Source organism: Streptomyces sp. NPDC048254 (assembly GCF_043201895.1).
Lineage (GTDB): Bacteria > Actinomycetota > Actinomycetes > Streptomycetales > Streptomycetaceae > Streptomyces.
The window spans coordinates 1-26,122 of the sequence record NZ_JBICZJ010000022.1 but is presented as its reverse complement, the minus strand read 5'-3'; the positions used below and the strand labels follow the sequence as shown (position 1 = coordinate 26,122).

25 protein-coding genes are annotated in these 26,122 nt (G+C 71.6%); 15 read left to right on the top strand and 10 right to left on the bottom strand.

What is annotated here, in order from left to right:
• Position 1: 1 nt before the first annotated feature.
• Together ACGFZQ_RS42600 and ACGFZQ_RS42595 are read left to right on the top strand one after the other, a co-directional pair.
• Positions 2 to 433 (top strand): VOC family protein, encoded by a 432-nt coding sequence (locus ACGFZQ_RS42600; protein WP_351748650.1) that lies wholly within the window; start codon positions 2 to 4, stop codon positions 431 to 433.
• Entirely contained in the window at positions 430 to 1,293 is an 864-nt protein-coding gene (locus ACGFZQ_RS42595; protein WP_393845065.1) for a class I SAM-dependent methyltransferase, read from the top strand. The genes ACGFZQ_RS42600 and ACGFZQ_RS42595 overlap by 4 nt, the downstream gene beginning before the upstream one ends.
• 76 nt (positions 1,294 to 1,369) lie before the next feature.
• Here ACGFZQ_RS42595 and cseC read toward each other — a convergent pair whose 3' ends face one another.
• The 5 genes from cseC to ACGFZQ_RS42570 all read right to left on the bottom strand — a co-directional run bounded on the left by cseC (position 1,370) and on the right by ACGFZQ_RS42570 (position 5,818).
• Positions 1,370 to 2,734 carry a two-component system sensor histidine kinase CseC gene (cseC, locus tag ACGFZQ_RS42590; RefSeq protein WP_393844962.1) on the bottom strand — a complete coding sequence of 455 codons (1,365 nt, stop codon included), beginning with the start codon at positions 2,732 to 2,734 and terminating at the stop codon, positions 1,370 to 1,372.
• An 11-nt stretch (positions 2,735 to 2,745) separates the two neighbouring features.
• Positions 2,746 to 3,450 (bottom strand): two-component system response regulator CseB, encoded by a 705-nt coding sequence (cseB, locus tag ACGFZQ_RS42585; protein WP_351748654.1) that lies wholly within the window; start codon positions 3,448 to 3,450, stop codon positions 2,746 to 2,748.
• A 29-nt stretch (positions 3,451 to 3,479) separates the two neighbouring features.
• A complete protein-coding gene (locus ACGFZQ_RS42580; protein ID WP_393844961.1) occupies positions 3,480 to 4,148 on the bottom strand; it encodes a hypothetical protein in 669 nt (222 codons plus the stop codon).
• A complete protein-coding gene (locus tag ACGFZQ_RS42575; protein ID WP_351748657.1) occupies positions 4,136 to 4,675 on the bottom strand; it encodes a SigE family RNA polymerase sigma factor in 540 nt (179 codons plus the stop codon). Before ACGFZQ_RS42575 ends, ACGFZQ_RS42580 begins: the two co-directional genes overlap by 13 nt.
• A gap of 267 nt (positions 4,676 to 4,942) precedes the next feature.
• Positions 4,943 to 5,818 carry an A/G-specific adenine glycosylase gene (locus ACGFZQ_RS42570; RefSeq protein ID WP_393844960.1) on the bottom strand — a complete coding sequence of 292 codons (876 nt, stop codon included), beginning with the start codon at positions 5,816 to 5,818 and terminating at the stop codon, positions 4,943 to 4,945.
• A 220-nt stretch (positions 5,819 to 6,038) separates the two neighbouring features.
• Between ACGFZQ_RS42570 and ACGFZQ_RS42565 the strand changes: the two genes are divergently transcribed.
• Positions 6,039 to 6,884: a hypothetical protein gene (locus ACGFZQ_RS42565; protein ID WP_393844959.1), complete on the top strand. Its 846-nt coding sequence runs from the start codon at positions 6,039 to 6,041 to the stop codon at positions 6,882 to 6,884.
• Positions 6,885 to 7,105: 221 nt separating this feature from the next.
• Here the strand turns inward: ACGFZQ_RS42565 and disA are convergent, their stop codons facing one another.
• Positions 7,106 to 8,230, bottom strand: coding sequence for a DNA integrity scanning diadenylate cyclase DisA (gene disA, locus ACGFZQ_RS42560; protein ID WP_351748662.1), 1,125 nt, complete (start codon positions 8,228 to 8,230; stop codon positions 7,106 to 7,108).
• Between the two features lie 80 nt (positions 8,231 to 8,310).
• Positions 8,311 to 9,720 (bottom strand): DNA repair protein RadA, encoded by a 1,410-nt coding sequence (radA, locus tag ACGFZQ_RS42555; RefSeq protein WP_351748663.1) that lies wholly within the window; start codon positions 9,718 to 9,720, stop codon positions 8,311 to 8,313.
• Between the two features lie 207 nt (positions 9,721 to 9,927).
• On the opposite strand from radA, the gene ACGFZQ_RS42550 reads away from it, so the two are divergent.
• Complete coding sequence (locus ACGFZQ_RS42550; protein WP_393844958.1) at positions 9,928 to 11,610, top strand: hypothetical protein; 1,683 nt, start codon at positions 9,928 to 9,930, stop codon at positions 11,608 to 11,610.
• Positions 11,611 to 11,763: 153 nt separating this feature from the next.
• Here ACGFZQ_RS42550 and ACGFZQ_RS42545 read toward each other — a convergent pair whose 3' ends face one another.
• Positions 11,764 to 12,621, bottom strand: coding sequence for a hypothetical protein (locus tag ACGFZQ_RS42545; RefSeq protein WP_393844957.1), 858 nt, complete (start codon positions 12,619 to 12,621; stop codon positions 11,764 to 11,766).
• A gap of 83 nt (positions 12,622 to 12,704) precedes the next feature.
• On the opposite strand from ACGFZQ_RS42545, the gene ACGFZQ_RS42540 reads away from it, so the two are divergent.
• The 4 genes from ACGFZQ_RS42540 (at position 12,705) to ilvD (ending at position 17,179) form a co-directional block, all read left to right on the top strand.
• Positions 12,705 to 13,637 carry a Ppx/GppA family phosphatase gene (locus ACGFZQ_RS42540; RefSeq protein ID WP_393844956.1) on the top strand — a complete coding sequence of 311 codons (933 nt, stop codon included), beginning with the start codon at positions 12,705 to 12,707 and terminating at the stop codon, positions 13,635 to 13,637.
• 132 nt (positions 13,638 to 13,769) lie between these two features.
• The gene (locus ACGFZQ_RS42535) at positions 13,770 to 14,600 is read left to right on the top strand and encodes a sugar phosphate isomerase/epimerase (protein WP_351712206.1); all 831 of its coding nucleotides are present in this window, start codon (positions 13,770 to 13,772) and stop codon (positions 14,598 to 14,600) included.
• Positions 14,597 to 15,217, top strand: coding sequence for a TetR family transcriptional regulator (locus tag ACGFZQ_RS42530; RefSeq protein WP_393844955.1), 621 nt, complete (start codon positions 14,597 to 14,599; stop codon positions 15,215 to 15,217). The genes ACGFZQ_RS42535 and ACGFZQ_RS42530 overlap by 4 nt, the downstream gene beginning before the upstream one ends.
• Before the next feature lie 108 nt (positions 15,218 to 15,325).
• The gene (gene ilvD, locus ACGFZQ_RS42525; protein ID WP_351748671.1) at positions 15,326 to 17,179 is read left to right on the top strand and encodes a dihydroxy-acid dehydratase; all 1,854 of its coding nucleotides are present in this window, start codon (positions 15,326 to 15,328) and stop codon (positions 17,177 to 17,179) included.
• Positions 17,180 to 17,234: 55 nt separating this feature from the next.
• Here the strand turns inward: ilvD and ACGFZQ_RS42520 are convergent, their stop codons facing one another.
• Positions 17,235 to 19,352 (bottom strand): serine/threonine-protein kinase, encoded by a 2,118-nt coding sequence (locus ACGFZQ_RS42520; RefSeq protein WP_393844954.1) that lies wholly within the window; start codon positions 19,350 to 19,352, stop codon positions 17,235 to 17,237.
• 181 nt (positions 19,353 to 19,533) lie between these two features.
• Between ACGFZQ_RS42520 and ACGFZQ_RS42515 the strand changes: the two genes are divergently transcribed.
• The 7 genes from ACGFZQ_RS42515 (at position 19,534) to proC (ending at position 24,494) form a co-directional block, all read left to right on the top strand.
• The gene (locus ACGFZQ_RS42515) at positions 19,534 to 19,854 is read left to right on the top strand and encodes an SH3 domain-containing protein (protein ID WP_393844953.1); all 321 of its coding nucleotides are present in this window, start codon (positions 19,534 to 19,536) and stop codon (positions 19,852 to 19,854) included.
• 76 nt (positions 19,855 to 19,930) lie between these two features.
• Entirely contained in the window at positions 19,931 to 20,221 is a 291-nt protein-coding gene (locus ACGFZQ_RS42510; protein ID WP_393844952.1) for an SH3 domain-containing protein, read from the top strand.
• Between the two features lie 55 nt (positions 20,222 to 20,276).
• Positions 20,277 to 20,795 (top strand): EamA/RhaT family transporter, encoded by a 519-nt coding sequence (locus tag ACGFZQ_RS42505; protein WP_393844951.1) that lies wholly within the window; start codon positions 20,277 to 20,279, stop codon positions 20,793 to 20,795.
• An 86-nt stretch (positions 20,796 to 20,881) separates the two neighbouring features.
• Positions 20,882 to 21,679, top strand: a complete 798-nt coding sequence (locus ACGFZQ_RS42500) for a class I SAM-dependent methyltransferase (protein ID WP_393844950.1) — start codon at positions 20,882 to 20,884, stop codon at positions 21,677 to 21,679.
• Between the two features lie 345 nt (positions 21,680 to 22,024).
• Positions 22,025 to 22,834, top strand: coding sequence for an ABC transporter ATP-binding protein (locus tag ACGFZQ_RS42495; RefSeq protein WP_393844949.1), 810 nt, complete (start codon positions 22,025 to 22,027; stop codon positions 22,832 to 22,834).
• Positions 22,831 to 23,613: an ABC transporter permease gene (locus ACGFZQ_RS42490; protein WP_382533810.1), complete on the top strand. Its 783-nt coding sequence runs from the start codon at positions 22,831 to 22,833 to the stop codon at positions 23,611 to 23,613. Before ACGFZQ_RS42495 ends, ACGFZQ_RS42490 begins: the two co-directional genes overlap by 4 nt.
• A 68-nt stretch (positions 23,614 to 23,681) precedes the next feature.
• Positions 23,682 to 24,494: a pyrroline-5-carboxylate reductase gene (gene proC / locus ACGFZQ_RS42485; RefSeq protein ID WP_351749437.1), complete on the top strand. Its 813-nt coding sequence runs from the start codon at positions 23,682 to 23,684 to the stop codon at positions 24,492 to 24,494.
• 60 nt (positions 24,495 to 24,554) lie between these two features.
• Here the strand turns inward: proC and trpS are convergent, their stop codons facing one another.
• On the bottom strand, positions 24,555 to 25,601 hold the full coding sequence (gene trpS, locus ACGFZQ_RS42480; protein ID WP_393844948.1) for a tryptophan--tRNA ligase: 1,047 nt from the start codon (positions 25,599 to 25,601) through the stop codon (positions 24,555 to 24,557).
• Positions 25,602 to 26,122: the final 521 nt, after the last annotated feature.

Sequence of the window (26,122 nt, the reverse complement as noted above, 5' to 3'; positions counted from 1 at the left end):
CATGATCCAGGGCCTGGCCATCACCACCGTGTGGACCTTCGACCAGCAGCGCACCAAGGCCTTCTTCACCGAGAAGCTCGGCTTCGAGGTACGCGACGACATCGCCATGGGTGACATGCACTGGGTCACCGTGGGCGCCAAGGGCCAGCCCGGCGTCGAGCTCGCCCTGATGCGCGTGGACGGGCCGGGGCTCGATCCCGAGTCCGCGGCGGCGCTGCGCACGCTGGTCGCCAAGGGCGCCCTGGGCGCGGGGGCGTTCCGCACCGACGACTGCCGCGGGGACTACGAGACCTTCCGGGCGCGGGGCGTGGAGTTCATCCAGGAGCCCAAGGAACGGCCGTACGGCATCGAGGCGATCTTCCGCGACGACAACGGCAACTGGTACTCACTGACCGAGCGCAGCGAGGAGCTCGACTTCTCCAAGGAGTTCTGACCGTGTCCGTGCACGAGGGCCCCGATCACACCGCCGTTCGCGTCGCCCTGTGGCGGGCACTGCATCTGCGCGCCGACCCGCCGCCGTACGTCATCGAGGACGAGGCCGGGCTGCGGCTCGCCGGACCGGAGGCCGGGGACGACTGGCGGGCGCGGCCGGACATGGACGCCGGGGCCACCCGGCGGACCCGGGCGTCCATCGTGGCCAGGGCCCGGTTCGTCGAGGACCTGGCGCTGACGGCGGCCGGGCGCGGGGTCGACCAGTACGTCGTCCTGGGCGCCGGTCTGGACACCTTCGCGCAGCGCCGCGCGTCCGACGCCGTGGCCGCCGGGCTGTGGGTGTTCGAGGCCGACCGGGCCGGGGCCGTGGCGTGGAAGCGGCGGCGGCTGACCGAGCTGGGGTACGGCGTGCCCCGCTGGCTGCGGCTGGTGCCGGTGGACTTCGAGGGGGACTGGTGGGGACAGCTGGTGGACGCCGGTTTTGATCCGGGGCGGCCGGCCGTGGTCGCCTCCGCCGGGGTCACCATGTACCTCAGCGAGGACGCCGTCGCCGCCACCTTCCGCCGCATCGCCGGGCTGGCCCCCGGGTCGACGCTGGTCACGACGTTCCTGCGGCCGATCGAGGACGTCGAGCCGGACCAGCGGGAGCAGCTGCGGGTGGCGCAGCGGGGCGCGCGGGCCTCCGGCACGCCCTTCCTGAGCTTCTACACACCCGAGCGGATCGCGGCCCTGGCCGGGGAGGCCGGTTTCCGCGAGACCCGGCACGTGACCGCCGAGGAACTGGCCGAGCGCTACTTCGCGGACCGGACCGACGCCCTGCGCCCGTCCCGCGGCGAGGAACTCCTCGTGGCCACGACCTGAGCCGACCGCGCCCTGAGCCGACCGCGCCACGGGCCCGCCACGCCCCGAGCACTCAGCCGTTCACCGGCTCACCGGCTCACCGGCTCGCCTGTGTCGGCCCCGGGAGCATCGGATAGCTTCCCGTGGCCGTCGGGGCGTGCTCCGGCAGCCACAGCACGGCCACCGCGCCCTCCGCCCGGATGTGCTCGGGCGCGCCCGCCGGCCGCACGTTGCGGAAGGTCAGTCGGGCGCCCAGGACGCGGGCCTGGCCGGCCGCGATGGTCAGGCCCAGTCCGTGGCCCTGCCCCGCGCGGTCCTCGGTGCCGGTGCGGAAGCGGCTCGGGCCCTCTGCGAGCAGCTTCTCGGGGAAGCCGGGGCCGTGGTCGCGGACCCGGATGACCCGGCCCTCGACGGTCACCTCGATGGGCGGTCTGCCGTGCCGGGCCGCGTTGGCGAGCAGGTTGAACAGCACCCGCTCCAGGCGGCGCGGATCGGTGGTGACCTCCGACTCGTGCACCACCCGCACCTCGATCGCCGGGTCCTTCGCGGCCACCCGCCGGGCGACGAACTCGCCCAGCATGATGTCCTGGAGCTCGGCCCGCTCGGAGGCGCTGTCGAGCCGGGCCACCTCCAGCACGTCCTCGACGAGGGTGCGCATCGCTTTCGCCCGGTCGAGGACCAGCTCGGTCGGACGGCCCGGCGGCAGCAGTTCGGCCGCCGTGAGCAGCCCCGTCACCGGCGTACGCAGCTCGTGCGCGATGTCGGCGGTCACTCGCCGCTCGGCCTCAAGGCGCTGCTGCAACGCGTCCGCCATGGCGTCCACCGCGCGCGCCAGGTCGTCGGTCTCGTCCCGTACGACCCCGCCGATCGCCTCCCGCACCCGCACGTCCGGCTCGCCCTGGGCGACCTGGTTGGCCGCGGTCGCCGCCTTGCGCAGCCGCCGCGAGAGCTGCCCGCCGATCAGCACGCCGAGCGCGCTGCCGCCGAGGACGACCGCGATGGAGCCGATGACGAGGGCCTGGTCGAGGTCCTTGAGCACATTGCTGCTGCGGTTCGCGAAGGTGCTGTGCAGGGACAGCACCCGCCCGTCCTTGGCCTGCACCGCCGCCCAGATGTCCGGCGCGCCGCCGTGGTCGATGACATCGGTCGCCCGGCGGCCCGCGTCCACCCGCTCGCGCAGCGCCGGCGGCAGCTGGGGGTCGTTGACCTTGACGTCGGGGAAGTTCGCCCGCCCGTACAGCTCGTAGTTGCGCTGGCCGATCTGCAGCCGCTCGTTGGCCAGCTCACGTGCGTTGTCCAGCATCGAGACCCGGGCGGCGTTGTGCACCACCAGGCTCAGCGCGATCGCGACGAGTGCGCCGACCAGCGCGATCGCCGCGCTCAGCTTCCACCTGAGCCCGGTGCGCAAACTCGGACCTCGGTGCCGAATGGATCTCCGGATGGATCTGATGAGCCCCCGCATGACCGCCCCGCTCAGGCCTTCAGCTTGTAACCGAAACCGCGGACCGTCTCGATCCGGTCCTGGCCGATCTTCGTACGCAGCCGCTGCACATGGACGTCGACGACCCGGGTGTCCCCGCCCCAGCCGTAGTCCCAGACGCGTTCCAGCAGCTTGTCGCGGGAGAGTACGGTCCCCGGTGCCGAGGAGAACTCCAGGAGCAGCCGCATCTCGGTCGGGGTGAGCGCGACCGTCTGTCCGGCCCGGCGCACCTCCATGCCCTCGGTGTCGATCTCCAGCTCGCCGAAGGTCAGGGGGAGGCCGGCCACCGGGGCCGCGTCCTCGTGCGGCCGGTCGCCGCCGCTGGCGTGCCCGAAGCGCCGCAGTACGGCACGGATCCGGGCGACCAGTACCGCGCCGTCGAACGGCTTGGTGACGTAGTCGTCGGCGCCCGCCTCCAGACCCAGCACCACGTCGATGGAGTCGGCGCGCGCGGACAGCATGATCACCGGCACCGTGGACTCGTCGCGGATGCGCCGGCACAGGCTCACCCCGTCCAGGCCCGGCACCATCACGTCCAGCAGGGCGATGTCGGGGCGGTCGGCGCGGAACGCCTCCAGGCCCGACAGCCCGTCGGGCATGGCGGTGACCGCGAAGCCGTCCCGCTCCAGGGCGAGCTGGGTGGCCTCGCGGATGACGTCGTCGTCCTCGACGAACAGGACGTGGGTCTGGTCTGCCATCCCTGCTCTCTCGTGTGGTCGGGGTGGGCTCAGTTGGCGGGGGAGGGGACCGGCGTGGCGTCGCCGCTGCCTGCCGCGTTGCCGTAGTCGGTGTGGTGGAAGTCCTGCTGGGTGAAGCGCCCCGCGTCCCAGCTGTAGGTGATCACGTTCTCACCGGACGGGCTCGACACCGGGTCGCCCCTCTCGTACACCTGTTTGGTCACGCTCAGATCGCCCCGGTCGATCTCCGCGTAGACCGGGGACTCCTCGGCCTTGAACACATTCTTGTACGTGCCGCTCTCCTCGCGGTACACATACGCCCCCACCCCGACCGCGTCCCCGCAGGTCAGTACGTTCACCACGACGTCCTCGGCCGGGCCGCCGGTCAGATCGCCGTAGGTCACGTCGACCGGGTACTCGTCGCCCGCGCACGGCTTCAGGTCCCGCTTCACCGTGGCCGAGACCGCCGGATCGGCCTTCACCAGGGCGACCGCGTCGACCTTCGCATACGTCTGGGACGGGTTGGGCGAGGGGGCGGCGGCGGCCGGGGCCTTTTCCGTCGAGCCGTCGTGCGCCGGGCCCTCGTCCCGGGCGCCGGTGCCGCCGGTGCCGCAGGCGGCGGCGAAAAGGGCGAGGGCGGCGAGCACGGCCGCCGCCGTGGTCACCGCCTGTGCACTCGCCGGGCCCCGGCTGGGCCCTGTGCCGGTCAGGCCGCGCAACGCTCCTGCTCCTCACGCTCCAGCGCGCGTGCGTCGAGGTCGCGTGACTCCAGCTCCTCGCGGAGCCGGGCGAGCGCCCGGTGCAGCGTGCTCTTGACCGTTCCGGCCGACATGCCGAGGGCGGCGGCCGTCTCCTCCGTGGACATCTGCTCCCAGTGTCGCAGCACGACGACACTGCGCTGCTTCGGTGCCAGAACCTTCATGATGTCCATGAGGAGCGCGCGGTCCGCGTGCTGCTCCGTGGAGTCCTCCACGCAGGCGTCGGGCAGCTGCTCGGTCGGGACCTCCTCCAGCTTCCGGGCCCGCCACCACTCGGTCCGCGTGTTGATCATGACCCGGCGCAGGTAGGCGTCCGCGAGCCGCTTGTCCTCGATGGTCTCCCAGCGGCCGTACGTCCGGACCAGCGCGGTCTGGAGCAGGTCCTGGGCGTCCGTCGGGTCCGGGACCAGCCGGCGGGCGCTGCGCAGCAGCGCGTCCTGTCGAGTGCGGACGTACTCCTCGAATTCGAGCACCTCGCCCTGCGCCATGATCAACCGCCTCCCGATCCCCGTTTTCCCCGGCCCTGTGCCTGAGTTCCTGCCGTCCCGCGGTCCTGGCGGGCACAGAAATGAAGCTACGGACCTGTTGTCACGGGGCTGTGCGGAGCAGCCTGCGGGTAGCAATCGGCTGTCCGTCGGTTGTGTAACGGAAGTAGGTGCGGGGTAAGAAGGCGTGGCCTTATGGCCGGTTATTTGGTGATTTGCCAGGCGGACGGGGCCGTAACACGGCCCCGCCCCCTGTGATGTGGCTGTACGTCAGCCCAGCGGAAGCCGGTACAGGCCGCCCGCGAGCGGCTCCACCAGCCCGTCCGAGACCAGCCCGTCCAGCGCGCGGGCCCGCTGCACCGGCTCGTGCCACACCCGGTCGAGCGCCGTCTGCGGCACGGGGACGTGCGCCTCGCGCAGCACCGCCAGCAGCTTGCCGCGCACCTGCCGGTCGGTACCGGCGTACGTCTGCCCGCGCCGCGGCGGCCCCTGGTGCTCCGGCTTGCCGGCCAGCCGCCAGGCGCACTCCCCGGCGATCGGGCAGCGCGGGCACGTCTCGTTCTTCGCCGTGCACACCAGCGCGCCGAGCTCCATGGAGGCGGCGGCCCAGCGGGCGGCGGTCCGCTCGTCCTCGGGCAGCAGCTCACGGGCGAGCTTGCGCTCGGCGGCGGTGGTGGCGTTCGGGGGGTACTGCACACCGGTCACGGCCCGCGCGAACACCCGCCGCACATTGGTGTCGAGCACGGCGTGCCGCTGCCCGTACGCGAAGGAGGCGACGGCCGCGGCGGTGTACTCGCCGATGCCCGGCAGCGCGAGCAGTTGCGCGTGATCCGTCGGTACGTCGCCGCCGTGCCGTTCCGTTATGGCGACGGCGGCGCCGTGCAGGCGCAGGGCGCGGCGCGGGTAGCCGAGCCGGCCCCAGGTGCGCACCGCCTCGCCGGGCGCCTCGGCGGCGAGGTCGGCGGGGCGCGGCCAGCGGGCCAGCCACTGCTCGTAGACGGGCAGCACCCGGCTGACCGGGGTCTGCTGCAACATGAACTCGCTGACCATCACCCCCCACGGGCCCGCCTCCGGGCGGCGCCAGGGGAGGTCACGGGCATGGACGTCGAACCAGGCGATCACGGGGGTGTGGAGCTTCTCAGTCATGGCCCTTCCGATCCTGCCACGTCCGGCCACGGCTGGGTTGGACGTGGTTCGCGGCGAGGCCGCGGCGGCCGCCGGTCCGCCCTCGGAACCGGTCCTTCTCGCCTGTCACGCGAAGAGGGGGTGTGCCGAGGGTAGTTGCCGAAATGATGATCCGGAAAAGTTGAGGTTTGAGCGGCGGGTGGGGCGAGGAAGTGCACGGATCTCTCGTACAGTTTGCGCCGTGGGATCTCTGCGCAATCCGGTCGGGCCGCTTCCCTCCTCCATCTACTGGCGACGGAGGGTCGTCATGGTGTCCGTGGTCGCCGTGCTGGCGCTGCTGATCACCTGGATCGTCACGTCGAGCGGCGGGGGCGGCAAGAAGGGCGCCGACGGGGCGGACGGCAAGAATCCCGCGTCCACGATCACGCCGGGGCCGTCCGGGAGCGGGCCGGCGATCAGCCAGGCGCCGGGCGGGCGGGACGAGTCGAGCGGGGGCGGCGGCGCGTCGTCCAGCACGGGCACCGGTTCCGGTGCCAGTTCCGGTGCCGACGGCGGGAGTTCGGGCGGGTCGGGCGGCGGCTCGTCGTCCGGTTCCGGCGGTTCCTCCGGGTCCTCGTCGGGCTCGGGGGACGTCACCTCGGGCTCCGGCGGTACGGTCGCCTCGCTGCCGGGGACGTCCACCCTCCCCAACTGCACGGCCGCGGCTGTGTCGTTGAGCCTGAAGAGCCTGCACAACTCGTACTCGCCGGAGCAGACGCCGACCTTCGAACTCACGGCGAAGAACACGTCGTCCAGCGACTGCAAGGTCGATCTCGGGCCGAAGAACGCGGTGTTGACGATCACGCCGGCCAGCGCGGACGACAGCTACTGGTCGTCGGCGGACTGCCCGAGGTCGGCGGCGACCCTGTGGTACCGGGTGCCGACGGGCAGCAGCATCACGTACACCCTGAAGTGGGACCGCAAGCCGAGCGCTCCCCAGTGCGCGACGCCTTCGGCGGGGTCGGCCGGACCAGGCACGTACCTGCTGGAAGCCGCCACCCCCGGCTTCACCAAGGCCCAGGCGTCCTTCGTGCTGGCGGCGGATTAGCCGGGGCGGGGGGTGCCGCTTACCGGCGCTTGCAGGGTGCCGCTTGCGCCCACCCGTGCCGCCTGGGGGCACCTCCAGGCCCTTAAGGCACTGGGGGAGGCACGACTGCCCGCAGGCTGGGTCAGTCGACAAGGCGCACGCGGCTACAGCGCCCCTTTAGGGGCGCGGGGAACTGCGCGACCCCCCCGACCGGCAGCCGAAATATCGGCCCCCCAGCGGAGCTACACGTACCGTTCGAGAATCGACGACTCCGCCAGCCTGGACAGGCCCTCCCGGACGCTGCGTGCCCGCGCCTCGCCCACCCCGTCCACGGTCTGCAGATCGTCGACGCTCGCGGCGAGCAGCTTCTGCAGGCCTCCGAAATGCTCCACCAACCGGTCGATGATCGCCCCGGGCAGCCGCGGAACCTTCGCCAGCAGCCGGAAGCCGCGCGGCGACACCGCCGAGTCCAGCGCCTCCGGGGAACCCGTGTAGCCCAGCGCCCGCGCCACCGTCTGCAGTTCCAGCAGTTCCGCGTGGCTCAGCGCGTCCAGCTCGGAGAGCGCCTCGTCGACCGTGCGGGAGCGTTTGGCCGTGGGCTCGGGGACGTAGTCCCGGACCACCAGCTCGCGCTCGGGCTCGACACCGGCGATCAGCTCGTCCAGCTGGAGCGCGAGCAGCCGCCCGTCGGTGCCCAGTTCCACGACGTACTCGGCGATCTCCGTGGCGATACGGCGGACCATCTCCAGCCGCTGGGCGACGGCCGAGACGTCGCGGACCGTCACCAGGTCCTCGATCTCCAGCGCTGACAACGTTCCCGCGACCTCGTCCAGGCGGAGCTTGTACCGCTCCAGCGTGGCGAGCGCCTGGTTCGCACGGGAGAGGATCGCCGCCGAGTCCTCCAGGACGCGGCGCTGCCCGTCGACGTAGAGCGCGATCAGCCGCATCGACTGGGAGACCGAGACCACCGGGAAGCCGACCTGTTTGGAGACCCGGTCGGCCGTGCGGTGCCGGGTGCCGGTCTCTTCCGTGGGGATCGTCGCGTCCGGCACGAACTGGACGCCGGCCCGCAGGATCTTCGACAGGTCGGAGGAAATCACGATGCCGCCGTCGAGCTTGCACAGCTCGCGCAGTCGGGTCGCCGTGAACTCGACATCAAGGACGAAACCGCCCGTGCACATCGTCTCGACCGTCTTGTCGAAGCCGAGGACGATGAGCCCGCCGGTGTTGCCGCGGAGGACCCGCTCCAGGCCGTCGCGCATCGACGTGCCCGGAGCCACAGCGCTCAGCGAGGCGCGCATCAGGCCATCGGAACCGGCACTCCCACCGGACTTTCCGGGAGCCGCTGCCCGGTCGTTGGCTGCCACTGCACTCCTCCGGTCGCAGGTTCTGAGGCGCTCCCGCACCCGCACGCGGTTCGTACGGACGGGCGAGACCAGGGCAAAGTCTACCGGCGCTGCTCCGCCTCCCGTGGGGCCTCTCGGTGACGGGAGCGCGGCAGTACCCGCAGCGCGTCTCCCATGTCGGCGACTTCCAGGACCTTCATGCCCGCCGGGATCTTCCCGGGATCGCTCGGTACGAGCGCGTGTGTGAAGCCCAGGCGGTGTGCCTCCGCGAGCCTGCGCTGGACCCCGGTGACCCGTCTGACCTCGCCCGCGAGGCCGACCTCGCCGATGGCGACCAGGTTCTTGGGGAGCGGGGTGTCGCTCGCGGCGGAGGCCAGGGCGAGGGCGATCGCGAGGTCGGCCGCGGGCTCGGAGAGCTTCACTCCGCCCACGGTCGCGGAGTAGATGTCCCGCTTGCCGAGCGCGCTGATCCGCCCGCGCTGCTCCAGCACCGCCAGCATCATCGAGACCCGGGAGGTCTCCAGGCCGGAGGTGGTACGGCGCGGGGAGGGGATCTGGGATTCCACGGTCAGCGCCTGGACCTCGGCGACCAGCGGGCGGCGACCCTCCAGGGTCACGGTCAGGCAGGTACCCGGGACCGGTTCGTCACGTCGTGTCAGGAAAAGTCCGCTCGGGTCGGCCAGGCCGATGATGCCCTCGTCGTGCAGTTCGAAGCAGCCGACCTCGTCCGTGGTGCCGTAGCGGTTCTTGACGCCCCGGACGAGCCGCAGGCGCGCGTGCCGGTCGCCCTCGAAGTGCAGCACGACGTCCACGAGGTGTTCGAGGAGGCGGGGACCGGCGATCGCGCCGTCCTTGGTGACATGGCCCACCAGGAGGGTGGACATGCCCCGGTCCTTGGAGGCGCGGATGAGCGCCCCGGCCACCTCCCGCACCTGGGCCATGCCGCCGGGCGCGCCGTCGATCTCGGGGGACGCGACCGTCTGCACGGAGTCCAGGATCAGCAGCGACGGCTTCACCGCGTCCAAGTGGCCGAGGACGGCGGCCAGATCGGTCTCGGCGGCGAGATAGAGGTGGTCGTCGATGGCGCCGATGCGGTCGGCGCGCAGCCGGACCTGGCTCGCGGACTCCTCACCGGTGACATAGAGCGTGCGGTGCTGTTCGCTGGCCGACTTGGCGGCCACGTCGAGCAGGAGGGTGGACTTGCCGACGCCGGGCTCGCCGGCCAGCAGGACGACCGCGCCGGGGACCAGGCCGCCGCCGAGCACCCGGTCCAGTTCGGGCACGCCGGTCGTCCGCGCGGTGGCCTGGCGGCCGTCGACCTCGCCGATGGGCACCGCGGAGGTGGTGACCCGGCCGGGTGCCGTCGTACGGACCGCGGGCGTGCCGTACTCCTCGACCGTCCCCCAGGCCTGGCACTCGGGGCAGCGGCCGAGCCACTTGGCCGTCTGCCAGCCGCACTCGGTGCAGCGGTACGACGGACGGTCTTTCGCGGTCTTGGTACGTGCAGCCATGCGGAAACCGTAGCCCCCGCCACTGACAGCGGGGCCACGGTGGCGTCCGTGACGGATGTGTGGGGAGGGGTCTCGGCCATGCCCCATCGGGGACGAGCCACGGAATATCGGGTTCCTGTCCCCTTATGAGGGATCGTTTCACCCGTACGGATTAAAAGAGCTCAAGGCGCAAGAAGAGACGTTACGCCGCCGCCTACGGTCGCACGGGTGATGAGCAGCAGCCCGGAAACCTCGACCCGCATGACCGGCGCGCACCGGGCGCACCGGGGGGCGCGCGCAGCGCGCGACCGGACGGCGGCGCGTGCGCTGGCGCAGTGGCCGGCGGCGCGCTACGAGCCGCACCTGGACGGGCTGTTCACGTACTGCCTCTCCGTGCTGTGCGACCACGACGCGGCCACCACCGCCCTCGGGGACGTCCTCGCCGTCGCCGAGCGGCGCGGCCAGCGCGTCCCGGAGGCCGCCGGGGACCGCCGGGCCTGGCTGTACGCGCTGGCCCGCTGGGCCTGTCTGCGCGGGCTGGCCGAGGCCAAGCAGAAACGTCAGGCCACCCATGCGGCGGGGCGGCACGTCGCCCCCGAACCGCTGGTCGCCGCCGAGGCCGAGGAGCAGCGGCGCCGCGAACTCGCCCAGCTCGCCTGGCCCGAGGCCGCCGGCACCACCCCGGAGCAGCGCGAGGCGCTCGAACTCGCCGTACGCCACCACCTCGCCGCCCAAGAGGTCGCCGCCGTCCTCGGCATGGACCCGGCCGGCGCCCGCGAACTGCTCGCCTCCGCCGCCTGCGAGGTGGAGCGCACCCGCGCGGCGCTCGCCGTCGTCGAGACCGGCGGCTGCCCCAGCGTCTCCCACCTCACCGGGGACAGCGAGCTGGTGCTCAGCAGCGCCCTGCGCCGTGAGCTGGTCCGGCACGTCGACGACTGCCCGCGCTGCCGCCGCACCGCCGAACGCGCGGCCCCCGGGCGGTGGCCCGGCGCGATCACCACCCCCGCCGAGCTGCCGGTTCTGGAGGCGCCCCGCGCGGCCCTGCACATGGCCATGGCGCACCCCACGCGCGCGCGTGGCGCCGCCGTTCCGCGTTTCGACCGGCGCGGTTTCCCGATGGACCCCAAGGACCGCGCGGCCCGCCGCGACCGGCTACGCGCGCGTGCCGTCACGACGACCGTCGTCGCCACGGTGGTGGCCGCGCCGGTGCTGGCCCTGTGGGCCGCCTACCGGGGCTCGCCGGCGGACGGCCACGAGGGCCCGTCCGCGACCGCACGCGAGGCCTCCGGCCCCGAAGCACTCGGCGGTGACGAGGCCGGGGGCTACGAGAACGCCGGGAACGCCAGCACCAGACCCGGGCCGCGCATCGGGAAGGACGGCAAGGCCGACGTCTCGGTGGAGGTGGTCAGCGTCGTGGGCGGCGACCGGACGAAGGCCGGTACGGGGCGCCTCGCGGTGACGGCCGCGAACGACGGCGACACGACGCTGATCACGCTGGCGGCGGGCGGGGACGCGCCGGTGCGGTGGTCGGTGTCCACCTCGGCGGGGTGGCTGTACTTCTCGCGGTCCTCGGGAACGCTCCGGCCGGGCGAGTCGTTCACGATCAAGGTGTACGTCGATCATCTGCGGGAGCCGGCCGGGCACTGGAGCGCGCGGGTGGCGGTGGCGCCGGCGGGGGCGGTGGTGTCGATCGGCGGGTACGGGATGGCTCCGCCGGTGCGGAGGGGGCCGACCCCTCCGGGGCGGCCGACGCCGACGGTGACCGAGTCGGCGTCTCCCCAACCGACACCGCCGGTCAGCGAGCCGCCGACGTCGGCTTCGCCTACGCCGACCGAATCGGAGACGCTCAGTGCGACGGAGTCGGCTTCGCCGACGGAGAGCGAGAGTGCGGGGGCGTCGGCGAGTCCGTGACTGGTGGGTTGCGGTGTGTGGGCAGGTGCGGCCGCATCGTGGCTGGTCGCGCCCACGCGGCGGAGCCGCATTTCGATGACAGCCCCGCGCCCCTTGCGGGGCGCTTCAGCGGGGTTCGCTCGACAGGCCTCCCGCGCCACCGAAAAAGGCGCCTCAGCTCGCCGGATCCGCCGGATGCGGGGCCAGCAGCGGGAGCTGGGAAGCCAGGCGTGCCTCGCAGAGTTCTGCCAGGCGGTCGTAGCCGGCCTTGCCCATCAGCTCCGTCAGCTCCGGGCGGTAGGAGATGTAGACCGGGTCGCCGGCGCCGTGTGCCGAGGTCGCCGACGTGCACCACCAGTGCAGGTCGTGGCCGCCCGGGCCCCAGCCCCTGCGGTCGTACTCGCCGATCGAGACCTGGAGGACGCGCGTGTCGTCGGGGCGGTCGATCCAGTCGTACGTGCGGCGGATCGGCAGCTGCCAGCAGACGTCCGGCTTGGTCTCCAGCGGTTCGCGGCCCTCCCGCAAAGCCAGGATGTGCAGCGAGCAGCCCGCGCCGCCCGCGAAACCGGGACGGTTCTGGAAGATGCACGAGCCGTTGAACGGGCGGGTCTGGCGGGAGCCCTCGTCGTCCTCCGAGACCCAGCCGTTCCGGGTGCCCTCGTCGTGGTGCTGCCAGATGTCCGGCGTGAGCCGCGACACATGATCGGCGACCCGCTTCTCGTCGTCCTCGTCGGAGAAGTGCGCGCCCAGCGTGCAGCAGCCGTCGTCCGCGCGGCCCGCCTGGATGCCCTGGCAGCCGCTGCCGAAGATGCAGTTCCAGCGGGAGGTCAGCCATGTCAGATCACAGCGGAACACCTGCTCGGCGTCCGCCGGATCCGGGAATTCCACCCATGCGCGCGCGAAGTCGAGGCCCTTCTCGTCCCCTGCCGGAGGCCGCTGTGACGTCTTCGGCTGCTTCGGTGGCTTCGCCCGAGAAGAACCGTCGGCGGATTTGGCGCCCTTGTGGTCCTTCGTCTTTTTCGTCTTTGGCACCTGTACAGGGTAAGTCGCCCGAGCCGGCTTCGGGGACGGCTCCGACGAGGGGATACCGGCCACCTGGCAGTAGCGTTCCGTACATGAGACTCGGTGTCCTCGACGTGGGATCTAACACGGTGCATCTGCTGGTGGTGGATGCGCACCCGGGCGCGCGCCCGCTGCCCGCGCACTCGCACAAGGCGGAACTGCGCCTTGCTCAACTCCTCGACGGCGACGGCGCGATCGGTCCCGCCGGGGTCGAGAAACTGATCGGTGTCGTCCATGGGGCGCTGCAGGCCGCGGAGGACAAGGGCGTCGAGGAACTGCTGCCGTTCGCCACCTCCGCCGTGCGCGAGGCCAGCAACGCCGATGACGTCCTCTCCCGCGTGAAGGCCGAGACCGGCGTCGAGCTCCAGGTCCTGACCGGCGCCGAGGAGGCCCGGCTGACCTTCCTCGCGGTACGCCGCTGGTTCGGCTGGTCCGCCGGAAAGCTGCTGGTCCTGGACATCGGGGGCGGCTCCCTGGAGATCGCGTACGGCATCGACGAGGAGCCGGACACGGCGGCCTCGCTGCCGCTGGGCGCCGGCCGGCTCACCGCCGGCTGGCTTCCCGGCGACCCGCCGGCCTCGGACGACATACGGGCGCTGCGCCGCCATGTACGCGCCGAGATCGCGCGTACGGTCGGCGAGTTCAGCCGCTTCGGCGCCCCGGACCACGTGGTCGCCACGTCCAAGACCTTCAAGCAACTGGCCCGGATCGCCGGCGCGGCCCGCTCCGCCGACGGCCTCTACGTCCAGCGCGAACTCAAGCACAGCTCCCTGGAGACCTGGGTCCCGAGGCTGGCGGCCATGAACACGGCCCAGCGCGGCGCACTACCCGGAGTCTCCGAGGGCCGCTCGGGCCAGCTGGTGGCGGGCGCCCTGGTGGCGGAGGCCGCGATGGACCTGTTCGGGGTGGAGACGGTGGAGGTGTGCCCGTGGGCGCTGCGGGAGGGCGTGATCCTGCGGCGACTTGATCACATGGGGTCGGCGTAAGCACTCCCGCAGGGGGCGCGGGCGACCCGCAACGGCGGGCAGGCGCCCCGGCCCCACCCCCGACGCGACGATCGTCACACCGGCGAAGACGCACCCCGCCCCCACCCAACCCCACCCCGTAACCTGTCCCTCGTGGCAAAACCAAGGGACGTCGTCCGCATCCCGGATGCGAAGGTCGCGCTCTCCACGGCCTCCGTGTATCCGGAGTCGACGGCGACGGCCTTCGAGATCGCCGCGCGCCTCGGCTACGACGGCGTCGAGGTCATGGTGTGGACCGATCCGGTCAGCCAGGACATCGAGGCCCTGCGCAGGCTGAGCGACTACCACCGCATCCCGATCCTCGCCGTCCATGCCCCCTGTCTGCTGATCACCCAGCGGGTCTGGTCCACCGACCCCTGGGTCAAGCTCCAGCGGGCCCGGGCCGCCGCCGAGAAGCTGGGCGCGAGCACGGTCGTGGTGCACCCGCCGTTCCGCTGGCAGCGCCAGTACGCCCGCGACTTCGTCGAGGGGATCTGGCGCATGGCGAACGAGACGGACGTCCGGTTCGCGGTGGAGAACATGTACCCCTGGCGCTATCGCGACCGCGAGATGCTGGCGTACGCCCCCGACTGGGACGTCACCAAGGACGACTACCGGCACTTCACGATCGACCTCAGCCATGCCGCGACCTCGCGGACGGACGCGCTCGCCATGCTCGACCGGATGGGCGGCCGGCTCGGCCACGTCCACCTCGCCGACGGCCGAGGCTCCGCCAAGGACGAGCACCTGGTGCCCGGCCGCGGCACCCAGCCCTGCGCCGAACTCCTGGAGCGCCTCGCGGTCACCGGCTTCGACGGGCATGTCGTCATCGAGGTCAACACCCGGCGCGCGATGTCCGGCGCCGAGCGCGAGGCCGACCTCGCGGAGGCCCTGGCCTTCACCCGCCTGCACCTGGCCTCGGCGGTGAAGGTGCCCCGCCGATGACGGGTACCGAAAGTGGCGGCACCGGTACCCGCCGCCGTGGCCGCCCCCCGCGTACCGAGTCGGCGGACACCCGGGACCGTATCCTCGTCGCCGCCCGCGAGGAGTTCTCCGAACGCGGGTACGACAAGACGTCCGTCCGCGGCATCGCCAAGGCCGCCGGCGTCGACTCGGCCCTCGTCCACCACTACTTCGGCACCAAGGAGCAGGTCTTCGAGGCCTCCATCTCGATCGCCTTCGCCCCCGCGCTGAACGCCCCCGTCGCGATCGCCGACGGCCCGCTGGACAGCGTCGGCGAGCGCCTGACCCGCTTCATCTTCGGCATCTGGGAGAACCCGACCAGCCGTACGCCCCTGCTCGCGATCGTCCGCTCGGCTGTGAACAACGAGACAGCCGCCGCCGTCTTCCGCCGACTGATCGCCGCCCAGCTGCTGCGCCGGATCGCCGAGCACCTGGACGTCCCGGACGGGGAGCTGCGCGCCGAGCTGGCGGCCGCGCAGCTGGTGGGGTGCGCGATGCTGCGCTACGTGATCAAGGTGGAGCCGCTGGCGTCGGCGGATCTGGAGCAGATCGTGGCGCGGGTGGCGCCGGTGGTGCAGGGGCATCTGACCGGGCCGTAGGACCGGCACGACGAGACACCCGTCCCGCATTCCGGACACCTCGTCCCGAGGCCTGGGCAACGGGCGTACGCTCGATAGCAGCCCTATCTGCCTGAAGGAGCGAGCGCGATGCCCGAGCTGAGGTCCCGCACAGTCACCCACGGTCGCAACATGGCGGGCGCCCGCGCCCTTATGCGCGCCTCCGGTGTACCGGGTGCGGACATCGGCCGCAAGCCGATCATCGCGGTCGCCAACAGCTTCACGGAGTTCGTGCCGGGCCACACCCACCTCCAGCCGGTCGGCCGGATCGTCAGCGAGGCGATCAAGGAGGCGGGCGGCATCCCGCGCGAGTTCAACACGATCGCCGTGGACGACGGCATCGCCATGGGCCACGGCGGCATGCTGTACTCCCTCCCGTCCCGCGACCTGATCGCGGACTCGGTCGAGTACATGGTCGAGGCACACTGCGCCGACGCCCTGGTCTGCATCTCCAACTGCGACAAGATCACGCCGGGCATGCTGATGGCCGCGCTGCGGCTCAACATCCCCACGGTCTTCGTCTCCGGCGGCCCCATGGAGGCCGGCCGCGCGACCCTCGTCGACGGCACGGTCCGCACCCTCGACCTGATCGACGCGATGGTCGACGCGGCCAACGAGAACATCTCCGACGAGGACGTCCTCAACATCGAGGAGAACGCCTGTCCGACCTGCGGCTCCTGCTCGGGCATGTTCACCGCCAACTCGATGAACTGCCTGACCGAGGCCATCGGTCTCTCCCTCCCCGGCAACGGCTCGGTCCTGGCCACCCACACGGCCCGTAAGCAGCTGTACGTCAACGCGGCCCGCACGGTCATGGACCTCACCCGCCGCTACTACGAGCAGGACGACGACACGGTCCTGCCCCTCAACATCGCGACCTTCGCCGCGTTCGAGAACGCGATGGCCCTGGACATCGCGATGGGCGGCTCCACCAACACGATCCTGCACCTGCTGGCCGCCGCCCAGGAGGCGGGCGTCCAGTTCGGCCTGGAAGAGATCAACGAGGTCTCGCGCCGGGTGCCCTGCCTGGCCAAGGTCGCGCCGAACGTCGCGAAGACCCGCACGTACTACATGGAGGACGTGCACCGGGCCGGCGGCATCCCCGCCCTCCTCGGCGAACTGCACCGCGGCGGTCTCCTCAACGAGGACGTCCACTCCGTGCACAGCCCGTCCCTGTCGGACTGGCTGAAGACCTGGGACGTGCGCGGCGGCTCCCCGTCCCCCGAGGCGGTGGAACTGTGGCACGCGGCCCCGGGCTGCGTCCGCTCCTCCGAGGCCTTCTCCCAGTCCGAGCGCTGGGAGGCCCTGGACGAGGACGCGGCGGAGGGCTGCATCCGCAGCGTCGAGCACGCGTACTCCAAGGACGGCGGCCTCGCGGTCCTCAAGGGCAACCTCGCCGTCGACGGCTGCGTGGTGAAGACGGCCGGCGTCGACGAGTCGATCTGGACCTTCGAGGGCCCGGCGGTCGTCTGCGAGTCGCAGGAAGAAGCAGTCGAGAAGATCCTCAACAAGCAGGTCACGCACGGCGACGTCGTTGTCATCCGCTACGAGGGCCCCAAGGGCGGCCCCGGCATGCAGGAGATGCTCTACCCGACGTCCTTCCTCAAGGGCCGCGGCCTCGGCAAGACCTGCGCGCTGATCACGGACGGCCGTTTCTCCGGCGGCACGTCGGGTCTGTCGATCGGCCACGCCTCCCCGGAAGCGGCCTCGGGCGGCACCATCGCCCTCGTCGAGAACGGCGACCGCATCCGCATCGACATCCCGAACCGCACGATCGAGCTCCTCGTCGACGACGCCGAGCTGGCCCGTCGCGAGCAGGCCCTGAACGGCGTGTACGCCCCGAAGAACCGCGACCGCAAGGTCTCGGCGGCCCTGCGGGCCTACGCGGCGATGGCCACCAGCGCCGACAAGGGCGCGGTGCGTGACGTGAGCAAGCTCGGCTGAAGCCCTGCCTGTGACAGGGGCCGCCTCCCTCAGGGGGCGGCCCCTTCGTCCGTCATCACCAGTCGGCGGGATCCCCCGCGTCCACGGCGAAGACGGTGCCGTCGGGGGCGGTGGCGTAGACGTGGGTACCGAGGACCAGCGGAGCCGGCAGAACGGCGGTGACCTGGTCGCCGTTGGTACCCAGACGCGCCGGGGTCTGGCCGACGAGGGTTCCCTTGCGTGTGTCGACGGCGAGCAGACGTCCGTCGGCCGCCGTGAAGTAGACGTGCCGGTCGTCGGCCACGGGCGCCGAGCCGCGGCTCACCGAGGTCTCCAGGTGCCATGTCCGCTTGCCTGCGCCCACGTCGACGGCGTCCAGCGAGCCGGTGGCGGCCAGCACATAGACCACACCGTTGCGCACCCCGGCCTGCGCGTCGTCACGCGGTACGGGCAGCTTGACCCGGCGGGTGGTCCCGGACCCCGGCGCGTAGCGGACCACGGCACTGGTGTCGCCGTACACCGGATCCGTGGCCAGCAGAAAGACCGCCCCCTCCTGCGCGCCGACCGGCCGCAGCAGACCCTGCAAACGCGTGTCCCACCGTACGTCTCCGGTTGCCGGGTCCACGGCGGTCACCCGGGTACTGGCCCCGTCCGCGGACGAACTGGTCACATACGCCGCCGACGGATCCGAGGGAAAGAAGTCGATCCGCGGCGTGCCGTGACTCCCTGTCGGCCGACTCCACCTGGTGGTGCCGGTCGCGCTGTCCACCCCGGTGACCGTGCCGTCCGCGCGTGCGAGCAGAAGCATGTCGCCGGCGTACTTCATCCCCTTGTTCTCGGGCAGATCCTGCTGCCATCGGCTCTTGCCCGAGTCCGGATCCAGCGCCGTCACATGCCGAGACTCGTCCGTGACGAGTTGCACGAGCCCGCCGGAGAGGACCGGGGGTCTACTCCAGTGGGCGTTGGCGACGGAGTGCCGCCAGAGCACGGTACCCGTCACCGGGTCCAGGGCGAAGGCCACCGAAGCCTCGGTACAGAACAACTTCCCGTCACCGGTGGCACATTGGGGAGTGCCCGCGCCCTTGGTGACCGGGTTCGCCTGCCAGGCGGCGAAAACGGCGGCAGTGGTTCTCGGGTAGGTCTCCCGCTGCTCCGGTCCGCTCCCGGCGACCCACTGGACCAAGGCCGCGACCCCGCCCAGCGCGAGCACGACGGCACCCGTGGCCAGGACGACTCGTCTGCTGAGGCGTGTCCGGTGCCGCCGCTCCGGCTCCTTCTCCATCGGTGGCTCCGGTGCAGCTACGTCACTGCTGTCGCCGGTGACACTGGTCCGCTGTGCCGGTATGAACGCCTGCGTGTCGTACGACGCCGCCAACGACCGCAGTTCCCGCATCATCTCGTCGGGCGTCGGCCGGTCCTCGGGCTCCTTGGCGAGACAGCGCAGCACCAGCGGAGCCAGCTCCTCCGGCATGCCGGTGAGGTCGGGCTCGTCATGCACGACCTGGTAGGCGACGACGTAGGGGCTGTCGGAGTCGAACGGCCCCCGCCCGGTGGCCGCGTGCACCAGCACCGACCCGAGCGCGAAGATGTCCGCGGCCGGCCCGACCTCACGCGGCCGCCGGAACTGCTCCGGCGCCATGAACGGCGGCGTACCGATCAACTTCCCGGTCTCGGTCCGCAGTTCACTGTCCTTCGGCCGGGAAATACCGAAGTCGATGACCTTCGGACCGTCCTCGGCGAGCAGGACGTTGCTCGGTTTGAGATCCCGGTGCACCACCCCGACCCGGTGGATGTCGCGCAGCGCCTCCGCGAGCCCGGCCATCAGCCGGCGCAACTGGGCAGGGGACATGGGCCCGTTCCGCTTCACCTGCTCGGAGAGGGTCGGGCCGGGGATGAAGAGGGTCGCCATCCAGGGCCGGTCGGCCTCCGGGTCGGCGTCCACGACGGGTGCGGTGAAGGCGCCGCTGACCTTGCGCGCGGCGGCCACCTCCTGCCGGAAACGGCCCCTGAACTCACGGTCCTTGGAGAACTCGGCGTGTACGACCTTCACGGCGAGCTTCAGCCCCGAGGTGCTGCGGGCCAGGTGCACCACGCCCATACCGCCCGAACCCAGGCAGGACTCCAGGCGGTAGTGCCCGGCGTACTCGGGAAGTTCCGCTTCCGCGCCCGCTCCGGTGTTGCGCTGTGGCGTCATGGGATCACCCCCGTGCTGTTCTTCGCGGCGCGCGACGCACGGAGCCTAGTCGATGACGCGTGCGATACAGAGGCGGCTTGCTAGCCTCCGCGTGCGAGTTACGCACATGTGTTTCGTGGCTCGATTCAGGGGAATCAACGGGACTCCATGGCACTCATGGGTTCAGTGGGGGGAGCTTCATATGTCTGTCGATCACGCCCAGGAAGCCGAAAGCAGCGGCGAGGACGAGGCTGTCACGACGCTGGCGGCGTCCGTGCGCTACTACTCCGTCGCCCCGGGCCTCCGCCTGAACGTCCGCAGCGGCCCCGGCACCAGTTACGACATCACCCGCGTCCTCCCCGAGGGCGCCAAGGTCCCGATCTACTGCCAGACGCCCGGTACGACGGTCTCCGGGTACTACGGCACGTCCAAGATCTGGGACAACATCAGCAACGGCGAGTTCGTGTCAGACGCCTACGTCAACACGGGCAGCGACGGCTACGTGGCCGACCGCTGCTCCTGACCGGTCCAGGAGGGCTGGGATGACATCCAGAAGACGCGCTTCCGTCCTTCTCGCAGGTTCCGCCGGAGCCTTTCTCATGATCATGGGGTCGGCCTCCGTCGCCAGCGCGGCCGCCACCGTGAACACCTACTCCGTCGCCCCGGGCCTCCGCCTGAACGTCCGCAGCGGCCCGGGCACCACCTACAACATCACCCGCACCCTCCCCGAGGGAACCAAGGTCCCGATCTTCTGCCAGACGCCGGGTACGACAGTGTCCGGCTACTACGGCACCTCGAACATCTGGGACAACATCGACAACGGCGAGTTCGTCTCGGACACCAACGTCAACACCGGTAGCGACGGCTACGTAGCCGACCGCTGCGCCTGACCGGTCACGTCGACCCCGACCCGGAGCCCGCGGCCCCCGGCGCCATAATCGTCATGTGAGCGACGAACCAGGCACCCCGGACACCCTCGCGGGCTCCACCGGCGAGGCCCCGAGCGGCCCCCGCCCCGAGCCCCTCCGTTTCTTCGGCACGACCTGGGTCAACCACGACGACGGCTACACCGCCCGCCGTGTCGGCGTGGCCGTGGGCTCGCTCGCCGCCGCCGTCGTCTCCTGCCTGGTCCTCCGCCTCGCCTACGAGGGCCTCCAGCTCGCCGACATCGGCGCCTTCGTGACCGTTCTGGTCGTCGCGATGTTCGCCATCTGCAGCGCCCTCGCCTTCCGCGACACCTGGGACGGCTTCGGCAAGCGCCCCGACCCGGAACGCCAGGCCTCCCTGCGCGGCCTCCTCGCCATCGGCTTCGTCGGCTCCCTCCTCGCCTACTTCTTCCGCTCCCTGACGGAGGCCCCCGGCGAGCGACTCCACCGCGCCGAGTACGACACCGCCCGCCAGGAACACGAACGCCGCACCACGCGCCGCACGGGCAACCCGTCGAAGAAGAAGCGGAAGCGCTGAGACCGTCCGGTACGGCACCGGGCACATCCGGCCGCCCGTCGGAAACCCCCTGTCGCCTCCCGCCCCGCCCCCGGGACCATGGCCGTATGACCACAAGCCAGTCGCGCCCCCCGAACCCGGCCCCCTCGCGCGCAAGCCGCGCGCACTCCTTCAACGCCGCCGCGGCCCAGTACGCCGCGAACCGTCCCTCCTACCCGTCCGCCCTCCTCGACGCCGTCGAGGAGGAGGCCGGCCGCACCCTCACCGGCGCCCGGGTGGTCGACGTCGGCGCGGGCACCGGCATCGCGACCGCCGTCCTGCACGCGCGCGGCGCCGACGTGGTCGCGGTGGAGCCGGGGGAGGGCATGGCGGCGCAGTTCCACCGCACGCTCCCCGGCATCCCGCTCGTCCGCGGCAACGGCAACGCCCTCCCGCTCGCCGACGACACCGCCGACTTCCTCACCTACGCCCAGGCCTGGCACTGGACCGACCCGGCCCACTCCGTGCCGGAGGCGCTGCGCGTCCTGCGTCCCGGCGGCGCGCTCGCGCTGTGGTGGAACACCGACGCCCTCGACATCGAGTGGATCGCCGGGCAGAACGAGCGGATGAGCCGCTTCTTCGGCGTGGACGCCGCTGCCGAGAGGCGCAAGACCGCCGACCGCACGGACCTCGCCGACCCCAGCGGCCGCCTCCGCTTCACCCGTCGCGAGGTCCGCTGGAGCCGCCGCGTCCCCCTCGACACCCACCTCGCCAACATCGGCAGCCACTCGGTGTTCCTGCTCACCCCCGAGGACCGCCGCGCCGCCTTCCTCACCGAGGAGCGCGCCCACCTCCTGAAGACCTTCCCGGAGGGGACCGTCGAGGAGACGTACGACGTCCTCCTCCTGGTCGCCCTCAACACCTGAACAACACCCGCACCCCGGCCCGCCGCCCCCACACAGCAGCGGGCCGGCTGCGTCCCACCGCGCCCACACGACGAACCCAGCCGCGTCTCCCGGCAGCGCCCCTCCTTCCCACGGCAATTGGTCCCGGTGACGCACCGTCTCCAGCCGTCCTGACGATGGGCTGACTTCAGGTGTCCCGGTGATGACCCGACGCCAGGTGTCCCGGCGGCGGCCCGCCTTCAGCCGTCCCGGTGCGACTCCAGCCATTCCCCAGCGTCCGCGCGGCCCTCACGGACGGCGTGCCGTCGACTGCCTCCCCGCCCGCTCCCCTTGACGCTCCCTGCCTTGCCGGGGATTATTCATCACATGGTGAATTACTCGCCGGGGCCGACCGAGGCCCCCGGCAACTCCGTCCTGCCCCCCGCCATCCAGGCCGCCGGCCTCACCGCCGTCCGCGGCCCCCGCACCGTCCTGCGCGGCCTCGACTTCACCGTCCCCCGCGGCCAGATCACCGGCCTCCTCGGACCCTCCGGCTGCGGCAAGTCGACCCTGATGCGTTCCATCGTCGGCAGCCAGGCCAAGGTCACCGGCACCCTCAACGTCCTCGGCCGCCCCGCCGGCCACCCCACCCTCCGCACCCGCATCGGCTACGTCACCCAAGCCCCCTCCGTCTACGACGACCTGACCATCCGCCAGAACCTCGACTACTTCGGCTCGATCCTCGACCCCACCCGCCCTGCCCCCGACCGCCGCGCCGACGTCGAACGCGTCCTCGGCGAAGTCGACCTCACCAGCCACGCCGACTCCCTCGCCGGCAACCTCTCCGGCGGCCAGCGCAGCCGTGTCTCCCTCGCCGTCGCCCTGCTCGGCACCCCCGAACTCCTCGTCCTCGACGAACCCACCGTCGGCCTCGACCCCGTCCTGCGCCGCGACCTCTGGCAGCTCTTCCACGCCATCACCACCACCCGCGGCGCCACCCTCCTCATCTCCTCCCACGTCATGGACGAGGCCGAGCGCTGCCACCGCCTCCTCCTCATGCGCGAGGGCGAGATCCTCGCCGACGACACCCCCGAGGCCCTCCGCACCCGCACCGGCTCCGACACGGTCGAGGCGGCCTTCCTGCACCTCGTCGACGAAGCGGCCGCCACCTCCCGCACGAAGGAAAGCGCACGATGACCACTCAGCCGGCGACCACCACGACCGCCCCCGTCAGCACCCTCAACCTCGCCCGCACCACCGCCACCGCGGCCCGCGTCCTGCGCCAGCTCCGCCACGACCCCCGCACGATCGCGCTGCTGCTCCTCATCCCCTGCCTGATGCTGGTCCTGCTCCGCTATGTCTTCGACGGCAGCCCGCGCACCTTCGACAACATCGGCGCCTCACTCCTCGGCATCTTCCCGCTCATCACGATGTTCCTGGTGACCTCCATCGCCACCCTCCGCGAGCGCACCTCCGGCACCCTCGAACGCCTCCTCGCCATGCCCCTCGGCAAAGCCGACCTCATCGCCGGCTACGCCCTCGCCTTCGGCGTCCTCGCGATCATCCAGTCGGCCCTCGCCACCGGCCTGGCCGTCTGGTTCCTGGGCCTCGACGTCACCGGGTCCCCCTGGCTCCTGCTCCTGGTCGCCCTGCTCGACGCCCTGCTCGGCACGGCCCTCGGTCTCTTCGTCTCGGCCTTCGCGGCCTCGGAATTCCAGGCGGTCCAGTTCATGCCCGCGGTGATCTTCCCCCAACTCCTGCTCTGCGGCCTCTTCACGCCCCGCTCCGAGATGCACCCCGCCCTCGAAGCCCTCTCCGACGTCCTCCCCATGTCCTATGCCGTGGACGGCATGAACGAAGTCCTCCACCACACCGACATGACCGCCACCTTCCTCAGGGACGTCCTGATCGTCGCCGGCTGCGCCCTGCTCGTGCTGACCCTGGGAGCGGCCACCCTGAGGCGACGGACGGCATAGCCACCGACGACGTCCGCCCAGCGGACAACCGCCCCCCGCCTCCCACTCCCGGTGCCAGACTGAACCGTATGAGTCAGAAAGTCGCAGTCCTCGGTACCGGCAAGATCGGCGAAGCCCTGCTCAGCGGAATGATCCGGGCCGGCTGGGCACCCGCCGACCTCCTGGTCACCGCCCGCCGCCCGGAACGGGCCGAAGAGCTCCGCGCCCGCCACGGAGTCACCCCGGTCACCAACCCCGAGGCCGCGAAGACCGCCGACACCCTGATCCTCACGGTCAAGCCGCAGGACATGGGCACCCTCCTCGACGAACTCGCCCCGCACATCCCCGCCGACCGCCTGGTCATCAGCGGCGCGGCGGGCATCCCCACCTCCTTCTTCGAGGAGCGCCTCACCGCCGGCACCCCGGTCGTCCGTGTCATGACGAACACCCCCGCCCTCGTCGACGAGGCGATGTCCGTCATCTCCGCGGGCAGCCACGCCACCGCCGCCCACCTCGCCACCGCCGAGGAGATCTTCGGCGCCGTCGGCAAGACCCTCCAGGTCCCCGAGTCCCAGCAGGACGCCTGCACCGCCCTCTCCGGCTCGGGCCCGGCGTACTTCTTCTACCTGGTCGAGGCCATGACCGACGCCGGCATCCTGCTCGGCCTGCCCCGCGACAAGGCCCACGACCTCATCGTCCAGTCCGCGATCGGCGCCGCCGTGATGCTCCGCGACAGCGGCGAACACCCCGTCAAGCTCCGCGAGAACGTGACCTCGCCGGCCGGCACCACCATCAACGCCATCCGCGAGCTGGAGAACCACGGCGTACGGGCCGCCCTCATCGCCGCCCTCGAAGCCGCCCGCGACCGCAGCCGCCAACTCGCCTCCGGCAAGAAGGACTGAGAAGGACAGCACCGAGAAGGACAGGGTTGAGAAGGACAGGGCTGGGACTGAGCCCCGCGCCTATCGGGCCGCGTTCAACGCGGGTTCCGCCGCAGCAGCTTCCGAGACGGCGCCGGGCGGCAACAGCCCGATCGCCCGATAGGCGGTATCGACAATCGGCCGGGCGATCGCCCGGGCCTTCTCCGCCCCATGCCGCAGCACCTCCTCCACATATCCCGGATCGACACACAACTCCCTGTGCCTGGCCTGCACGGGACCGAGCAGGTCCAGCACCGCCTCCGCGGTGGCCTGCTTCAGAGCGCCGTACGAATCGTGAACGGTTGCCAGTGACTCAGGGTTCCCGCCCGTGCACGCAGCGAGAATCTCCAGCAGATTCGCGACCCCGGGCTGTTCCTCCCGGTCGTAGACGATCTCCCGCCCGCTGTCCGTCACGGCCCGCATGATCTTCTTCCGGACCACCTCCGGTTCGTCGAGCAGATAGACGATGCCCGCCCCGGAGTCGTCGCTCTTCCCCATCTTCGACGTCGGATCCTGCAGATTCATCACCCGGGCGGCCACCTTCGGCACGGTCGCCTTCGGCACTACGAACGTGTGCCCGTACCGCTGGTTGAACCGCACCGCCAGATCCCGCGTGAGCTCCACGTGCTGCGCCTGATCGTCCCCGACCGGCACCTCGTCCGCCCCGTACGCCAGGATGTCGGCCGCCATCAGCGCCGGATACGTCAGCAAGGACAGCCGCACACCGCGCCCGCGCACCGCCTCGCTCGCGACCTTCTCCTTGTACTGGATCATGCGCCGCATCTCCCCGTCGGTCGCCACGCACTCCATGAGGTACGACAGCCGGGTGTGCTCGTCGACATGACTCTGTACGAACACGGTGCACAGCTCCGGATCCAGCCCGGACGCCAGCAACAGGGTCGCCGCCTGCCGGGTGAGCCGGCGCAGCCGCGCCGGATCGTGGTCCACGGTCATCCCGTGCAGATCGACGATGCAGAACAAGGAGTCGGCCTGGTACTGATCCACGGCGGCCCACTGCCGCATGGCCCCCAGGTAGTTCCCCAGCGTCAGGTGCCCGGTCGGCTTGATCCCGCTGAAGACCCGTGTCATTCCCTCTCCACCTCCTGGTCGGAGCCGCCGTCCCGAGCGGCCGGCCCTCAGAGGTTCCGGAGGGAGATACACGAACGGCCGCCGAGGCGGCGGCCGTTGAATGCGTACGTGAACGCGGCCGCCGTCAGGCGGCCCACCACTGCTGGGTGCACGTACGCGTAGTCATGACGCCCACCTTACGCCCCGGGGGGTCGCCCCGCCGCGAGTTGACACACCCCAACCGGTTACGTAATGTTCTCCGAGTTGTTCGACGTGAGCGCCGACTCCGGTCGGTCCCCGGACAGCCATTCCGCAAGTACCTGCCAGCAGTCGGCGATCCGTCGTCGCTTTGCTTCGGCATGCGTATGTGCGAAATGAAGGAATCCACGTTCGAAAGGACGCGGCCCCCGATTAGCTCGGAGGCCGGGAATCCGCTAAAGTCTCACTCGTCGGAACGGCCCAACAGCCGCGAAGACAACACCCGCTGACTGGGAATCAGACGCCGAAAGGATCTGATAGAGTCGGAACCGCCGGAAAGGGAA

What these genes read in the sequence shown, in the direction of transcription:
- ACGFZQ_RS42575 (WP_351748657.1), bottom strand. Translation starts at nt 4,675, where the DNA reads ATGGCGCAGGGCGAGGTGCTCGAATTCGAGGAGTACGTCCGCACTCGA.
- ACGFZQ_RS42490 (WP_382533810.1), top strand. Translation starts at nt 22,831, where the DNA reads ATGACCACTCAGCCGGCGACCACCACGACCGCCCCCGTCAGCACCCTC.
- cseB (WP_351748654.1), bottom strand. Translation starts at nt 3,450, where the DNA reads ATGGCAGACCAGACCCACGTCCTGTTCGTCGAGGACGACGACGTCATC.
- ACGFZQ_RS42540 (WP_393844956.1), top strand. Translation starts at nt 12,705, where the DNA reads ATGAGACTCGGTGTCCTCGACGTGGGATCTAACACGGTGCATCTGCTG.
- ACGFZQ_RS42570 (WP_393844960.1), bottom strand. Translation starts at nt 5,818, where the DNA reads ATGACTGAGAAGCTCCACACCCCCGTGATCGCCTGGTTCGACGTCCAT.
- ACGFZQ_RS42500 (WP_393844950.1), top strand. Translation starts at nt 20,882, where the DNA reads ATGACCACAAGCCAGTCGCGCCCCCCGAACCCGGCCCCCTCGCGCGCA.
- radA (WP_351748663.1), bottom strand. Translation starts at nt 9,720, where the DNA reads ATGGCTGCACGTACCAAGACCGCGAAAGACCGTCCGTCGTACCGCTGC.
- cseC (WP_393844962.1), bottom strand. Translation starts at nt 2,734, where the DNA reads ATGCGGGGGCTCATCAGATCCATCCGGAGATCCATTCGGCACCGAGGT.
- ACGFZQ_RS42495 (WP_393844949.1), top strand. Translation starts at nt 22,025, where the DNA reads ATGGTGAATTACTCGCCGGGGCCGACCGAGGCCCCCGGCAACTCCGTC.
- ACGFZQ_RS42520 (WP_393844954.1), bottom strand. Translation starts at nt 19,352, where the DNA reads ATGACGCCACAGCGCAACACCGGAGCGGGCGCGGAAGCGGAACTTCCC.
- ACGFZQ_RS42515 (WP_393844953.1), top strand. Translation starts at nt 19,534, where the DNA reads ATGTCTGTCGATCACGCCCAGGAAGCCGAAAGCAGCGGCGAGGACGAG.
- ilvD (WP_351748671.1), top strand. Translation starts at nt 15,326, where the DNA reads ATGCCCGAGCTGAGGTCCCGCACAGTCACCCACGGTCGCAACATGGCG.
- ACGFZQ_RS42530 (WP_393844955.1), top strand. Translation starts at nt 14,597, where the DNA reads ATGACGGGTACCGAAAGTGGCGGCACCGGTACCCGCCGCCGTGGCCGC.
- ACGFZQ_RS42600 (WP_351748650.1), top strand. Translation starts at nt 2, where the DNA reads ATGATCCAGGGCCTGGCCATCACCACCGTGTGGACCTTCGACCAGCAG.
- ACGFZQ_RS42510 (WP_393844952.1), top strand. Translation starts at nt 19,931, where the DNA reads ATGATCATGGGGTCGGCCTCCGTCGCCAGCGCGGCCGCCACCGTGAAC.
- trpS (WP_393844948.1), bottom strand. Translation starts at nt 25,601, where the DNA reads ATGACACGGGTCTTCAGCGGGATCAAGCCGACCGGGCACCTGACGCTG.
- proC (WP_351749437.1), top strand. Translation starts at nt 23,682, where the DNA reads ATGAGTCAGAAAGTCGCAGTCCTCGGTACCGGCAAGATCGGCGAAGCC.